Here is a 13,755-nt window from a genome sequence, read left to right as displayed (position 1 = left end):
AGAACTAGTCGCCGAGGCATTTAAAAACGGTGAATCAGCTCCACCGCACGAGTGATCGCTTCAGGATCAGTGTGCGGCAATACGCCGTGTCCGAGGTTAAATATATGCCCAGTGGCGTGTCCTGCGGCAATGGCGAGATCGGCTTCAGCGCAGATGCGCTCGATCTCAGTTTTTAATACGTCTTCTCCGGCAAAAAGCAACGCCGGGTCTAGGTTTCCTTGCAGCACCTTTGCCCCGGAACGGGCGTGAATGCGCTCGGCGGCGACGTCGAGAGGCACGCGCCAATCCACACCCATCACTTCAGAGCCGGCCTCGCTCATCGTGGCGAGCAGTTCACCGGTGCTCACGCCGAAGTGAATGCGAGGCACGTCCGCTACCTCTTCTAAGATCTGAGTAGAATACGGAAGCACGTGGTTGCGGTAATCGCGCTCTGTGAGGAAGCCCGCCCAGGAGTCGAAAAGCTGCATGGTCTGAACGCCTGCGTCGATCTGGGTGCGCAGGAATCGCACGATGGTGGGAACCAGACGCTGCATGAGGGCATGCCAGGTCTCGGGGTCGCCATGCATCATGGACTTAGTCTTTTCGTGATTCTTGCTGGGGCCGCCCTCTACAAGGTAACTCGCCAGTGTGAATGGCGCGCCAGCAAAACCGATCAGTGTCTGCTGATCCGTCAGCTCGTCCTGAATAATCTCGATGCCTCGGGCTACTTGCAGGACATCATCGTCAAGAATCGGTAGCGCATCCACATCGGCCCCGTTATGGATCGCGCGATCCATAACGGGGCCGCGACCAGGAATGATTTCTACTTTTACCCCAGCGGCTTTAAGCGGAACCACAATGTCTGAGAACAAGATCGCGGCATCTACGTCGTGGCGGCGCACTGGCTGCAGAGTAATTTCTGCAAGAAGTTCTGGCATAAAACAGCTGTCCAGCATGCCAATACCTTCCCGTACCTGGCGATACTCAAGCAGCGAGCGGCCGGCTTGGCGCATAAACCATACGGGACGACGCGTGGGAGTTTTCCCCTGAATGGCGTCAAGAATTGGCGCATTGAAAGGTTGTGACATGCCACCAATAATGCACAACAAAACGGCTAAAGGAAAGCAAGCCGACCCTATTTCAGGCGAGAACCCTATCAACCATTTGATTGATAGGGTTCCGATGGTGCCGTCATCCGGCACTAGTTATAGCGCTCTACTATCTATATGCTGCGCAACCAATGAGAGCGAACCTCAATAATCACGCTCGACCCCAGCATGAGCAGAGGGGCAATCATCGGGTGCAGGACTCCCGCCACCGCCGCCACAATGGCCAGCAAGTTGTAGGTCCACGCAAAAATCAGGTTTCCACGGATCCTGCGATTCAGGCGACGCGCAAAATGGAACAAACGCGGAATAGGCGCCACATCCGGTTTGAGCATGACCACATCCGCAGCGGGATGCTCAAGCGCAAGTGCCCCCTGTGAACCCGACATCGCGCTAATCATGATGCCCACGTTGGCAACCCGATAGCACTCCTCCACTGACTCATCACCAACCATGGCGATATTCGCCCCATGAGAACGCACAGATCGAACAGTCTGCGGCTTCCGCCCGGGCTGCACACCGGCCAGCACGTGAGATACTCCCACCATATCGCCGTATCGACGCGCCACCGGGTACGTATCCCGGCTAAGCATCATCGTTTCCAGCCCCATCGACTCAAGCGAGTCCACGGCATCCACGGCATCATCTTTGGCACCGTTGTACAACGTGATCACGCCACGATCTTTGTTCTTCCATCGCACAACCAGCGGACTGCTGCCAGATACTGCAGCCGCGGCCAGACGACCATGCAGGTCAGAAAGGTTGCGCGGACGCCATAACACTGCTTCCACGCTCCGCAGTTCTTCTTCCCCATCGCTGTTGACTACCGGCAACTCCACATGCCCGCGGAAGCTTCCCTCCTCGTCCACCTTCGAGTGGGTGACTTCAATCCAACCTGGAATGGAATCATCAGTAGAAGCATCCCGTGCTTCTCGTGCCGCGCGCACCAGGGCACGGGACACAGGATGCCCGCTTTCCATGGCTAGAGCACCGGCAACGCGAAGCACCAGATCGGGATTTTCCCCACGGTCAGCGGTGACTGTTTCTACAGACATCTCCGGACGCGAAATAGCGCCCACACGATTGAAAATAACCGTGTCTACCTCGTCGACGTTGCGCAGCGTCTCACCCGATTTAATCAGTGTTCCACGTCGTGCAGCGCCTTCGATGCCTTGTCGCATAGCTAACGACGCAGAGGTGGCAAGCGCCGCCGGAGCCACGCAGCCCAATACTGCAAGGCCCGTGGCAAATGCCTGGTTCAGGTTGTTTGTGATCAATGCCCACAGAGCAAAATCCGTGGCCGCGATAACAAACGACACGGGAACGAGCATCGAGGCAGCCTTGGTAGCTATGGCATCCGAGCGATTCTGATGCACATTAGCATCCACCACCCACCGATTTATGGCAGCCAACCAGGTCCTATGCCCAGTCTGCAGCACGCGAACCTTAAGTTCCTTGCCGCCATTGATACACCCTGCATAGACTCGGTCGTTGACTTTTACTTCACATGAGCCAATGCCCAAGGCCGTACCGTCCAAGGTGCCGCCACCGCCGACCACTATTCCGTCGACAGGCACAAGGCCCCCAGCGGGAATGATGACGTCATCGCCTACATTCAGCTTCTGGATCGCTTTGTCTTCTTTCCCAGCTCCCCCGGCTTTCCGTTTTTTGGACACCACCGTGACGGTAGAAGCGGGATGCGGTTTGTACTTCAGAAGATCATCTTGGAGACTGCTGCGAGCTCTGCGGGCAGCGAGCCTTCCGGCAAGAAGGATCAGCGTCATTCCGCAGGCTACGTCGAAAAAGAGCGCACCAGACTCAAAAATCGTAGGATCGATCGCAATCCACTTCGGCCGCGCTCGATACTCCGGGTCGCCTACCGGGGTAAACAGCACCATGCTCAACGACCACAGCCACGCCAGCAGGATTGCTACCGACGAGGCACTGTCCAAGGCGGACATGCCCCGACGAGCCCCACCCAGCGTTGCTCGGTGAAAAGGCCACGCACCATAAAACACAACGGGGATGGAAAGCGCAGCCAAAGCCCACTGCCAGTTATCAAACTGCAGGTCTCTGGAGTAGCTAATGGCCACGACGGGAATTGTAAAAAGCGCGCTAATGCATAGACGCGTTTTGGTCATGAGTGACCGCGCAGTAAAGAGAACAGCAGTGCTTGACTCTTTACGGGAGGTGTCCTCACGGCGTTCCAGGAACCCGGCCCTGCGCGCTAGCTTAAAACGACGCTCTTTCTCATCCACGCGCGAACCAAAGCGGCTAATCCGGCGGTCACGGCGTCGCGAGCGCTTGTACCGGCCCTCCTCAACATCGGACCAGGCTAGCCGACGCCGCAGGGAGGAATCCGTGAGCGTTGCAGTAATTCCGAACCTCTGGAATACGTCAACAAACATCATCGGGTCGATAGTGCGGCTTGCACTCACCCACGCCATCGACGAGGGATACACAATCTTTGCGTCTACGCCCTCCAACTCGCCTAGAACATCTTCTACTTCGGACACCGAAGAGGCGCTGGAAAGTCCTTTTAATTCAAACGCAAAAGAGGTTCTTCCTGCATGGATAGCAGCTGCAGCGACTTCTTCCGGGTCAATAGCATGGAAGGCCCCCGTGTTAATGCCAGCCTTGGCAGCGGCACGTTTCGCCTTTTCGATGGCGTCGGCAAGCCCTTCCTGGGTGCCCAGAGGACGCGCAGGGGCACCGCCCTCGTCCTTGGCTCCACGGTTGCTGCTAAGAGTGCCCATTCTTCCCCCTAGAGCTCTCCCACTCACCAGTCCACGCCAAAGTTTCGGGCCGCATCTTAAAGATGAGCGCCACGACGGCCGCAACACCCATACAGATCTGGATGCAGCCGTCAACGGCATACACGGCAACAGGAACAGACGGAGAACTTGGGGTCAGCAAGAAAACCGTCACCAGCCGCACCCCAAAATAAAGAGAGAAATACGTGAGGATGCGGCGCGATAGAGTAGCAGATTTATTGCCTTTATAAAGCAGCGCGGCCAACCACGCGATAATGCCCAGCACGATGAAAGAAAAAAGTCCCGCCAGAATGATACTGAGGCTTGCTGCCACGTTCATGATCTCGGGAGAAAGATTCTCTTCCTTCATCGACTCTTTGAGCTTAGAAATCAACTCAGGCTTGTTGGCAAAACCAACAATGATATTGATGATCTGGTGTACCGTCTCCACACAGATGGCAAAAATCCACACGCGAACCGCCCAGCGAACTGCGTCGGGACGCTCCCGCTTAGCGTCGGGAGTGGTCGGTTGAGATGGTGATCGCTCGAGTCGCTGTTGGTGGTTGGTCATTATTTCCCTAGTGCTGTAGTTTTTTCGCCGCGTCGACGGCAAAGTAAGTAAGAATCTGGTCTGCGCCAGCGCGTTTGATAGAAATCAATGATTCCATCATCACACGTTCAAGGTCGAGCCAGTTATTACGGGCGGCCGCATGCAGCATGGCATATTCGCCTGATACTTGATAAGCCGCAACCGGGACAACCGACGTGGAGGCCACCTCTGCTAACACGTCGAGGTAAGGCATGGCTGGTTTGACCATAACAAAGTCCGCCCCCTCTTCAATATCCAGGTCGACCTCCACCAGCGATTCCCGGAAGTTAGCCGGATCCTGCTGATAAGTTCTGCGGTCGCCTTCCAAGGACGAACCCACTGCCTCGCGGAACGGCCCATAGAAAACCGACGCGTACTTGGTGGAGTACGCCATGATGGCCACGTCCTGGAACCCGTGAGCGTCGAGAGCTTCACGGATTGCCATAATCTGCCCATCCATCATGCCGGAGGGGCTTACCATGTGCGCGCCTGCCTCAGCCTGCGCCACCGCCATCTTTTGATAAAGCGGAATGGTCGCGTCATTATCCACGATCACCTCGCCAAAGCGGTCGGTGCTCAGTACGCCGCAGTGTCCATGGTCGGTGAACTCGTCAAGGCAGGTGTCTGCCATGATAATGACCTGGTTACCAAACTCCTGGCGTAGTGCGGTGATACCCCGGTTGAGGATTCCCTCTGGTGCCCAGGATTGAGATCCCTGCAGGTCTTTGTCGGCGTCGAGAGGCACGCCGAAGAGATCCACGCACTTAATCCCCACGGAAATCGCCTCCCTGACAGCCTCAATCAAGGAGGGAATAGTGTGCTGGTACACACCTGGCATAGAGGAGATTTCGCGCGGCTCGGTTATTCCATCTGCAACAAACATGGGAAGAATCAGGTCAGCGGGACGAAGCGTCGTCTCTGCCACTAATTCGCGCATAACTGGCGTGCTTCGGAGCCTGCGTGGACGACGAATCAGGTGGAGATCTTCGTTGCTCATAGGTAATGCCTTCTTCCAGATTGTTGGGTCTGTCGCCGTAATAACGTTACTCGCGATTTTTCCGGGCGCGCCGTTTCTTCCTAGGCGGCGGCAGCTGACCGGCCGCTCGTAGTTGTGCCACATGAGCAGCAAGGCTGTTTACCAGATGCGGGACGTCCGCCACCTCAGGGACCACGTCCACGCGCAGGCCTAACTCTTTTGCCGCGGCCTCCGCCATGGGCCCGATGCATGCAATGATCGTGCGCTGATGCGGTTTCCCGGCGATGCCCACCAGATTTTTCACCGTCGACGCAGAGGTAAAGCACACTGCGTCAAAACCGCCGCTTTTAATCATGTCGCGCACTTCCGCGCTCGGCGGTGCAGCGCGTACCGTGCGATACGCGACCACATCATCGACCTCCCAGCCAAGGCCCTCTAGGCCTTCTACCAGGACGTCCGTTGCAATATCTGCGCGAGGCAAAAGGACTCGTCCCACCGGGTCAAGGTCTTCCACGTATTCCGGGAACACCGACACCAAGCCTGCGGCATTTTGCTGATTCCTCGGCGGTAGCAGCTCGGGAGTAATTCCGAGCTCGCGGATCGCCTTAGCGGTTTTTGTCCCTACCGCGCCGATGCGTACGCCGGCAAAGGCGCGGGCATCGAGGCCGAAAGAGCCGATCTTTTCTCGCACAGCTTTCACCGCATTAACGCTGGTAAAGATCACCCACTGGTAGCGTCCCTCGACGATTCCCTTGATGGCTTTCTCCATTTGCGCGGGGTTGCGCGGCGGTTCCACGGAGATCGTGGGGACTTCTTGCGGGATTGCCCCCTGCGAAGCCAGCAATGTGCTCATGGGGCCGGCTTGTTCTTTAGCTCGCGGCACCAGGACTCGCCAGCCAAAGAGAGAGCGATTCTCCCACCAGGAGTATTTGGTGCGATCGTCCACGGCTTTGCCTAAGGTGACCACGAGAGTGCCAGCGAGGTCCCCGTCTAGCTTGCTCAGAGTACCCAGAGTGACGTCAAAACTTCGCTGCAAACGCGTCGTGCCGTGAGCGGTCACCGTCACCGGGGTCGATGCCCCCAGCCCACGGGCTTTGAGTTCTGCCGCTATTGTGGGCAGGTCTTCTTTGGTCGCCTGTAAAACCAGTGGCTGGGGTGCTGCCGCCAACTGTTCCCAATCCACGTCTTCACCGGTCACGTCAGTTTCCGTATAGGAAGACCCCAGCGCGATACCCGCAAAAGCCGGAACGGTAGCAGGCAAGGACATACCTGGAACAATGTGGAATTCCAGTCCAGCCTGAGTGACTGCGGATATTTCTTCCAGAGTGCGGTCGCAGGATAGAGGGTTACCCTGCACGAGGCGGATAACGTCCTCGCCGGTGGTCAAAAGCTCCTTAAGCTTGTCGACGACCTCCGCCACCGGAACGTCATCGTCTACTTCAGTAATCTCAGCAGCGGTCGGGGCGTCCGGGCGCTGCGGTTTACGGCGGGCGCCGGCCTCTTTTGCCTCCGCGCAGAGGCGCTCGTATTCTTCCTCAGCCGCCTGGATCTTATCTCCCGGAACGTCTAGTTCACGTGCGACTACTGAGCGAACTCCCGGTAGCACTTCTGCGTCTACTACGGCAAAAGCGGTATGGCTGAGAACTTCACGGGCGCGAACGGTGAGCAGGTCAGGGTTTCCTGGGCCTGCTCCTACGAAGATCACTTTTCCCTCCGGCAAAGGGGTGACCGGAGTGGGCTGCGGAGTTGAACTCATGAACAAGTATCCGTATTTCTAGGAACTGCAAAGAGCTCCGAGTTGTGGAGTGGGCGAAAAGTTAAGAGAGACTGCTAAACACAAATTCACGCCGCTGTAAATCACTAAGAGGGGCCTCGTGATTAAGCGGCGTCAAGCGTGTGGTAATACAACGTCCTTTGAGGATAATTGAGCAAGGCGTTTAATAAAAACCGGCGGACTATTGCCGCAGCGCACGTGGCTCGGTTATCGCACAGAGCGGGGAAACATTGAGTGCATCAGGAAAGCACTTCGGCAGCGCCATCCTGGATAAGCTTTGCTGCAACTGCTTCTCCGATAGCCACAGCCTCCGTCAGCGCCCCGGTCATCGTTGCGCGCAGAACCTTGCGTCCGTCGAGAGACACAACTGCTCCCGTGACGTGAAGCTCTTGCCCGCTGATCACGGAATGCGCGGCCACAGGTGCCGTACATCCGGCTTCCAACCGATTGAGTACCACGCGTTCGGCGAGCGCGCAGGTCTCGTCGTCTGCGTTCCGAATTGCGTTGATGGCAGCAACAGCGGCTGCGTCGTCGATGCGGCATTCGATGGCCAAAGCTCCCTGCGCCGGCGCGGGGAGGAAACGATCTGGGTTGAATACCTCTGTCGCTTCACCGCCACGGCCCACACGCGATAGGCCAGCATAAGCCAGAACGACTGCATCGAGTTCTCCGGAAAAGACCTTGCCCATCCGGGTGTCGATGTTGCCGCGCATCGGTACGCATTCCACATCAGGGCGCAAGGCTTTGACCTGTGAGATCCTCCGAGGTGCTCCCGTGCCAATGCGCGCCCCCTGAGGTAGTTCCTCCAGTGCCAGGCCGTCGCGGGCTACGAGGCAATCGCGGGCGTCGGCACGCTCTGGCACGATTAAGTGGAAACGTGGATCGCGCTGCGTGGGCAGATCTTTGAAGGAATGCACAGCGATGTCGCAGCCGCCTTCAACGAGGACTTCGCGCAGTGCTTGCGTAAAAATGCCCACGCCGATGCGTTCCACGGGTGCCATATTGACGTCCCCAGGTGTGGTGACGATGCTCAATTCCGCCGAATATCCGTGAGCAGCGAGGGCGTCTCGCACGTGTCCCGACTGAGTGGTAGCTAAAAGGCTGCCTCGTGTACCAATAGTAAAAGTCATGGTCAGTCTTCCTTGATTGCTCGGATAATCTTGTTGGCGTCGCTAACCCCTAGGGCCATGACCTCGGCATCGGGCAGGTCGCGCACGCCACGTTTTACGCTTTGAGCTTCCACCGGCAATCCAAAGAGGTCCTGCAGAGCGGTCTCGTAGGAAACCGCCCCAGAACTTGCCGCAAGCTCTTTGACCCGAACCGTCGGCTGGTGCAGGAGCTTATCCACGACTCGGCATATCGTGCGTTGAACTTCTTCAAAGTCGTCTTCATCCATGCCCGGGGTTCGGGTGTGCAGCCGCTCCAGCTCGGAAGCTATCAGCCCAGAAGCGTGTCGACGCAACGCCGATACCGCAGGTGCCACATCCCGAACCCGCTGCGCAGAGGTGTACGCGCTGAGTTCTTCCGCAACGATCTTTTGCGCAGCGTCATCAGCATCTTTGCCCTCAGTCTTGGCTTCATGCAGCTTCTCTATGTTAACCAGCTGCACTCCCGCGATTTCCGCAACATCATCGTTGATATCGCGTGGCATGGAGAGATCAACAAATATCAGGCCTAAGTGTTTTTCCGGTACGTCTTGAGCTGAGATCGTGTACGTGTGTGCTCCTGTCGCGGAGATAGCGATATGCACCCCGCTCAGGGCACTCCCCCGCGATGCAAAATCGACGACCTCCGCAGGAACCCCAGCTTCACGAGAATGCTCGGCCAGCCGTTCCGCTCTACTGCGGGTTCGATTGGAAAAGACGAGTCCTTCTATGCCCAATCGCCCCAGATGGGTAGCAGCCAACGAGGCCATCGCTCCGGCACCCAGCACGAGCGCTTTTTTACCACGCAGATCACTCAACCCGGCATCGGCCATTGCTTGGTCAAAGGCAAAGGAAACCATAGAAGCGCCGGCGTCGTCGATGTCGGTCTCCGTGTGCACGCGCTTGCCGGTATGCAAGGACGCCTGAACTAGACCGTGTAGAGCGGGGCCCACGGTCCCCGACTCGATAGCCTGCTGATACGCGGTGCGCACCTGACCAATAATCTGTTGTTCCCCCATCACCATCGAGTCCATGCCCGAGGCGACCACCATCATGTGTTCCGCAGCAGCATCCGCATAGCGCACATAGAGGTACCCCCGGAGGGTGTCCATGTCCACGCCGCTCATGGTGTGGAGCACTTCCACTACGTCATTGACACCCGTGTGAAAACTCGATGTCATCGCATAGACCTCTAGGCGATTACAGGTGGATATGATCATCGCCTCAGTCAGCGAAGGACGCGCAACGAGGTCGGTGGCTGTTTGGGAACGCACCTCATCGTTCATGCTCAGCCGTTCCAGGAGGGTCACTGGAGCCGACCGGTGAGACATCCCAACAACCAGCACACTCACGGACCAACCACCGCTTTCACACCGTCTACCTGGATCATCTGATCGATTTTTCTTAAAATCTTAGCTAAAAAGGCAGCGTTATCAATCTTTAGATTGATCGTTTCTTCGCCACTCTGATGCATCAACGCTAGTCAAGCGTTAAGAAAGTCACAAGAAAGCATGGACTAACTACCGAGTTCGGCAGCAAGCTCATCATTGTCCACTTCCCAACACGCAAACTCTTCGCCGTCGATGACAACGACGGGAACCCTATCACCGTATTCGGCTGCCAGTGCCCGATCCGTGTCTACGTCGATAATGCTCAATACCGCCCCGGCTGCAGCGACCACGGGGATAATCTGCTCAGCCACCCGCCGACATGAACCACATGTCTTGCGGGTCATAAGCTCCACTTCGCGCGCATTTTCTACACCAGACACAAAGAGATCACCGGCCCTTTTTACTGTTCGACACTACGATGGACTGAGACTACTCTTAAAGCTCCACCCTGTCGAAAGGCCCGATCTTCATCCGTGAGCATCTCACAACCCGATCCCACTTGGCCCCAAACCCCACAAGAATTCTTGGCCGGCTGGTCCACCTCCCGTGGCAACCTTCGCCGCTTCTTTGAGGAACACGCACTTCCGCCTATCGACGCCCAGGCGCAGCGCGAAGCCGGAGAGGCTGCTGCGGCCCTCGCCGCTGCCGAAATCTACGGGATTGAGTTGGATGAATACACCTCCGGGTTGGAGTCTGTCTCAGGATCATTCGAGGCCGCTGGCGCTACGCACGTCACCAGCCCAGACCCCAGCATCCCGCAAGACTTTGGTGCCGCCGCCTTCTTTGACATCGACAATACGTTGATCCAAGGCTCTTCCCTGGTTGTCTTTGCTCTCGGGCTGGCCAAAAAACGTTATTTTAAGTTCAGCGAGATCCTTCCCATGGCGTGGAAACAGATCAAATTCCGAGTCACGGGCGCAGAAAACGCAGCGGACGTGGCCGAGGGGCGCAAACAGGCGCTTGAATTTATTAAAGGTCGCCGCGTGGACGAGCTGGTTGAGCTCTGCGAAGAAATCGTGGGCAACAATATGAGTGAAAAGCTCTGGCCGGGAACCAAGTCCCTCGCGGATCAGCATATTGCTGCGGGCCAACAGGTCTGGCTTGTGAGCGCCACCCCCGTCCAGCTAGCGCAATCTCTGGCCAAGCGACTTGGCTTTACCGGGGCTTTGGGCACTGTCGCCGAGGTCAAAGATGGTGTCTTCACCGGAAGACTGGTCGGCGATATTTTGCATGGCCCCGGCAAATTGCACGCAGTTGCAGCGCTCTCCACCATTGAGCGGCTCGACCTCAGCCGATGCACCGCCTACTCCGACTCCATCAACGATGTTCCTATGCTCTCCATGGTGGGAACCGCGGTAGCCATTAACCCGGATCGCCCGCTAGCCAAGGTGGCTAAGCAGCACGGCTGGGAGATGCATGACTACCGCAGCCTGCGCAAAGCTATGCGAACCTACGGTCTGCCAGCCCTGATCACCGCAGCGTTTAGCCTCGGCGGTTGGAAAGCGTGGCGACGCTAATCCCGTTTCCCCTTCTCCGGTGTCCGAAGAATATAGATCACCAGTCCGACCGCAATAATTCCTAGCACGATCAACACCGACGTCAGATTGCTCACGTTAACTGCTACGTCGAGCACCCATGCTTGGATTGCGGACTGGGTTTCAATACTGAGGAGCCCCGGCAAACCAGTCGTGGCATGAGTGAACATAAAGACTAATCCGATGATCACAAAAATCACGCCGGAGATCATCGACATGGTGTTGAGTTTTAACCGACCCACGTTCACGATCTTGCCTCCTAGCGCTCCGCGAGGAATGCGTTCCCAGAACAGCGCCAGTATCACCAGGGGAACGACCATCCCCAAGGCATAGCAGCCTAGGACGAGGGCACCATACGAGCTTGATGCACTCACGACTGCAGTCGTGAGCACCGCACCGAGCAATGGGCCCGCACAGAATCCCGAGAACCCATAAGCCGCGCCGAGCAAAAAGACAGAGAGCCATCCTTGTCCGCGCACCCGGCCCGCCAATCCAGAGAGACCTGGCAGGGATATGCCGCCGCCGAAAAAGGTGAAAATGCCCAGGGCTACGATCACGATTCCGCCGCCGAGGATCAACGTTTCACGGTGCAGCGCCAAAAATCCACCGAGCCGTCCTGCAGCGGTTCCCACCGGCACCAACACAGCCGCTAGTCCAAGGAAGAACACGCCTGTCCGTGCCATGATCTGCGAGGATCGTTGGAACGCATAGGCAAAGAACGCCGGAAGCAGCAGCGCAGAACACGGACTCAGCAGCGCTAGGATTCCGCCCAGGAATGCGCCAAGTAATCCAATATCAGACACGTGGAACGGCAACCTCTCCATCTGCGACCTTGGCTAATTCCGCCTCGATAGCGCGGACAAAGACTTCAGTGGGTTGTGCGCCGGAGACGTATTGGGTTCCCACGACAAAGCCGGGAGTTCCGTTGATCACCAACGAGCCAGCGTATTCGCGTGCCTTGTTCACCACGGAGTCGTAGGTGCTATCGGTGGCTTCTCGGCTAAAACGCGCCATGTCTTTCACGCCTGCCTGCCGAGCGAATTCCTCAAAGTTGGCCAACTTATTTTCAGGGTGTCCCTTGACGGTTTTGCTGGCCTGGAAAAGTGCGCTGCGGAACTCGTTGAATTTGCCCTGAGCGGCGGCAGCTCGGCCAGCCTTAGCAGCCGAGACAGCATCGGGGCCGTTAACTGGCAGGTCATTCCATTCGATACGAACGAGGCCCTTGTCAACGTATTCCTTGATGATCGTCGGCTCGGTCTCGTTAGACCACTTTGCGCAGAAAGGGCACTCAAAATCGGAGTATTCCGAGATCACGACGGGTGCGTCGAGCGCGCCGAGCGCAAAAGGATCCTTTGCGTTTCGACGATGCACATTAAGGATATCTTCCGCTGATTTCAGTTCTTTTCCGGGACCATAGATCATGGCGTCATAAGAACCGTTTGCCAGTGTGACGGGGCCATCAGTCTTTGTACCCGGCGTTACCCGGGAAGAACCGGTCTTACCCGTAAAGCCTGGCGGCAAGGAAGGCCCTGCAGATTCTTGTGAAGTGCCTGCTTTGTTCGCAGAGGTACCCTCGTTTTTCGTGGCAGAGCCACGGCCCAAGGTATAAGCGCCAATGCCAACGATGAGAAGAATGACGATAAGCAGCGCCACAACCGCTGGACGCTTTGCTGAAAACATAAAGTTAGGGCTCCTTTTGTTGTGAAAAACCTTTTTACACCATAACAAAACCGCCCAGGGTAATCCCTGGGCGGTGAATGCTTTATTTACCGAGCTTTCTACGCTGAACGCGAGTACGGCGCAGCAACTTGCGGTGCTTCTTCTTGGACATGCGCTTGCGGCGCTTCTTGATGACAGAACCCATAACGGTTTCCCTCGCTTTATTGATCGGTGTACGTACTTCCCTGTCAGAAGCCCCACGGTCTCTTTTGCAATGCATACGCGGCCGAAGTGCACATCCGCCCGCGCAGGGTTACTGCCTGTCATGCGAGGGCGCTGACCCTCACTAGACATGCGGCAACCGCCGGTTGGGGCTGTTGTCTGACACGAATGGTCGCAATAATACCGACGCTCACACCAGAGACCAAAAACGCCCCCATGAGTCACAAAAATAACGAGGGGCAGTCGCCCCAGAAATACTGGTGGAAACTGCCCCTCGGCAAAGCTCTCAAGATGCTTATCCCACGTCGTAGTAGGAGGCATCCAGGTACTCGTTAACAGCCTTTTCGTGCACGCGGAAGCTGCGCCCCACGCGAACTGCCGGAAGCTCACCAGAGTGAACCAACCGATAAACGGTCATTTTAGATACGCGCATAATCTCCGCGACCTCGGCGACTGTCAAAAAAGTGCCATTATCTTCTCTAGCCATAATTTATCTAACCCTTCAGCAAGTCGCGCGCTGCAGGCTTCCCCTCCTACAGAACGAACACGCACGTGCTTAACAAAGCTTAGCGTGAAACGTGTGACACTTGCGACCCACCTGTTAATTTATTTCCCCAAACGCAACA

The 13,755-nt window shown here is 56.8% G+C and carries 13 protein-coding genes; 1 reads left to right on the top strand and 12 read right to left on the bottom strand.

The genetic code is table 11. The annotated features are described in order from the left end of the window. Window positions 1-20: 20 nt before the first annotated feature. The 8 genes from hemE to ET810_RS06430 all read right to left on the bottom strand — a co-directional run bounded on the left by hemE (window position 21) and on the right by ET810_RS06430 (window position 10,093). Window positions 21-1,067, bottom strand: coding sequence for a uroporphyrinogen decarboxylase (gene hemE / locus ET810_RS06465; RefSeq protein ID WP_134316158.1), 1,047 nt, complete (start codon window positions 1,065-1,067; stop codon window positions 21-23). Between the two features lie 134 nt (window positions 1,068-1,201). Next, window positions 1,202-3,841, bottom strand: coding sequence for a heavy metal translocating P-type ATPase (locus ET810_RS06460; RefSeq protein WP_087453336.1), 2,640 nt, complete (start codon window positions 3,839-3,841; stop codon window positions 1,202-1,204). Next, entirely contained in the window at window positions 3,828-4,409 is a 582-nt protein-coding gene (locus ET810_RS06455; RefSeq protein WP_087453335.1) for a hypothetical protein, read from the bottom strand. Before ET810_RS06455 ends, ET810_RS06460 begins: the two co-directional genes overlap by 14 nt. 7 nt (window positions 4,410-4,416) lie before the next feature. Then, entirely contained in the window at window positions 4,417-5,424 is a 1,008-nt protein-coding gene (hemB, locus tag ET810_RS06450; protein ID WP_087453334.1) for a porphobilinogen synthase, read from the bottom strand. A gap of 46 nt (window positions 5,425-5,470) precedes the next feature. Continuing rightward, complete coding sequence (locus tag ET810_RS06445; RefSeq protein WP_087453333.1) at window positions 5,471-7,159, bottom strand: bifunctional uroporphyrinogen-III C-methyltransferase/uroporphyrinogen-III synthase; 1,689 nt, start codon at window positions 7,157-7,159, stop codon at window positions 5,471-5,473. A gap of 257 nt (window positions 7,160-7,416) precedes the next feature. Then, window positions 7,417-8,307, bottom strand: a complete 891-nt coding sequence (hemC, locus tag ET810_RS06440; protein WP_087453332.1) for a hydroxymethylbilane synthase — start codon at window positions 8,305-8,307, stop codon at window positions 7,417-7,419. A gap of 2 nt (window positions 8,308-8,309) precedes the next feature. Beyond that, window positions 8,310-9,674: a glutamyl-tRNA reductase gene (locus ET810_RS06435; protein WP_087453331.1), complete on the bottom strand. Its 1,365-nt coding sequence runs from the start codon at window positions 9,672-9,674 to the stop codon at window positions 8,310-8,312. A 164-nt stretch (window positions 9,675-9,838) separates the two neighbouring features. Beyond that, window positions 9,839-10,093, bottom strand: a complete 255-nt coding sequence (locus tag ET810_RS06430) for a glutaredoxin family protein (protein ID WP_087453330.1) — start codon at window positions 10,091-10,093, stop codon at window positions 9,839-9,841. Window positions 10,094-10,186: 93 nt separating this feature from the next. On the opposite strand from ET810_RS06430, the gene ET810_RS06425 reads away from it, so the two are divergent. Further along, window positions 10,187-11,230 carry an HAD-IB family hydrolase gene (locus ET810_RS06425; RefSeq protein WP_087453329.1) on the top strand — a complete coding sequence of 348 codons (1,044 nt, stop codon included), beginning with the start codon at window positions 10,187-10,189 and terminating at the stop codon, window positions 11,228-11,230. Here the strand turns inward: ET810_RS06425 and ET810_RS06420 are convergent. The 4 genes from ET810_RS06420 to ET810_RS06405 all read right to left on the bottom strand — a co-directional run bounded on the left by ET810_RS06420 (window position 11,227) and on the right by ET810_RS06405 (window position 13,616). After that, a complete protein-coding gene (locus ET810_RS06420) occupies window positions 11,227-12,051 on the bottom strand; it encodes a cytochrome c biogenesis CcdA family protein (RefSeq protein WP_087453328.1) in 825 nt (274 codons plus the stop codon). The two genes, ET810_RS06425 and ET810_RS06420, sit on opposite strands and share 4 nt — an antisense overlap. After that, a complete protein-coding gene (locus ET810_RS06415) occupies window positions 12,044-12,928 on the bottom strand; it encodes a DsbA family protein (RefSeq protein WP_134316156.1) in 885 nt (294 codons plus the stop codon). Before ET810_RS06415 ends, ET810_RS06420 begins: the two co-directional genes overlap by 8 nt. A gap of 82 nt (window positions 12,929-13,010) precedes the next feature. Further along, window positions 13,011-13,112, bottom strand: a complete 102-nt coding sequence (locus ET810_RS06410; RefSeq protein WP_003402602.1) for a 30S ribosomal protein bS22 — start codon at window positions 13,110-13,112, stop codon at window positions 13,011-13,013. 312 nt (window positions 13,113-13,424) lie between these two features. Beyond that, on the bottom strand, window positions 13,425-13,616 hold the full coding sequence (locus ET810_RS06405) for a helix-turn-helix domain-containing protein (protein ID WP_013241124.1): 192 nt from the start codon (window positions 13,614-13,616) through the stop codon (window positions 13,425-13,427). Between the last annotated feature and the right edge of the window lie 139 nt (window positions 13,617-13,755).

It is taken from the genome of Corynebacterium silvaticum, assembly GCF_004382825.2.
In the GTDB taxonomy this organism is placed as follows: Bacteria; Actinomycetota; Actinomycetes; order Mycobacteriales; family Mycobacteriaceae; genus Corynebacterium; species Corynebacterium silvaticum.
The sequence above is the reverse complement of the archived record's forward strand: the minus strand, read 5'-3'. Positions and strand labels throughout refer to the sequence as shown.

Coding starts and splice junctions, on each gene's coding strand:
- ET810_RS06415 (WP_134316156.1), bottom strand. CDS start 12,928: ATGTTTTCAGCAAAGCGTCCAGCGGTTGTGGCGCTGCTTATCGTCATT.
- ET810_RS06460 (WP_087453336.1), bottom strand. CDS start 3,841: ATGGGCACTCTTAGCAGCAACCGTGGAGCCAAGGACGAGGGCGGTGCC.
- hemB (WP_087453334.1), bottom strand. CDS start 5,424: ATGAGCAACGAAGATCTCCACCTGATTCGTCGTCCACGCAGGCTCCGA.
- hemC (WP_087453332.1), bottom strand. CDS start 8,307: ATGACTTTTACTATTGGTACACGAGGCAGCCTTTTAGCTACCACTCAG.
- ET810_RS06405 (WP_013241124.1), bottom strand. CDS start 13,616: ATGGCTAGAGAAGATAATGGCACTTTTTTGACAGTCGCCGAGGTCGCG.
- ET810_RS06410 (WP_003402602.1), bottom strand. CDS start 13,112: ATGGGTTCTGTCATCAAGAAGCGCCGCAAGCGCATGTCCAAGAAGAAG.
- ET810_RS06445 (WP_087453333.1), bottom strand. CDS start 7,159: ATGAGTTCAACTCCGCAGCCCACTCCGGTCACCCCTTTGCCGGAGGGA.
- ET810_RS06455 (WP_087453335.1), bottom strand. CDS start 4,409: ATGACCAACCACCAACAGCGACTCGAGCGATCACCATCTCAACCGACC.
- hemE (WP_134316158.1), bottom strand. CDS start 1,067: ATGTCACAACCTTTCAATGCGCCAATTCTTGACGCCATTCAGGGGAAA.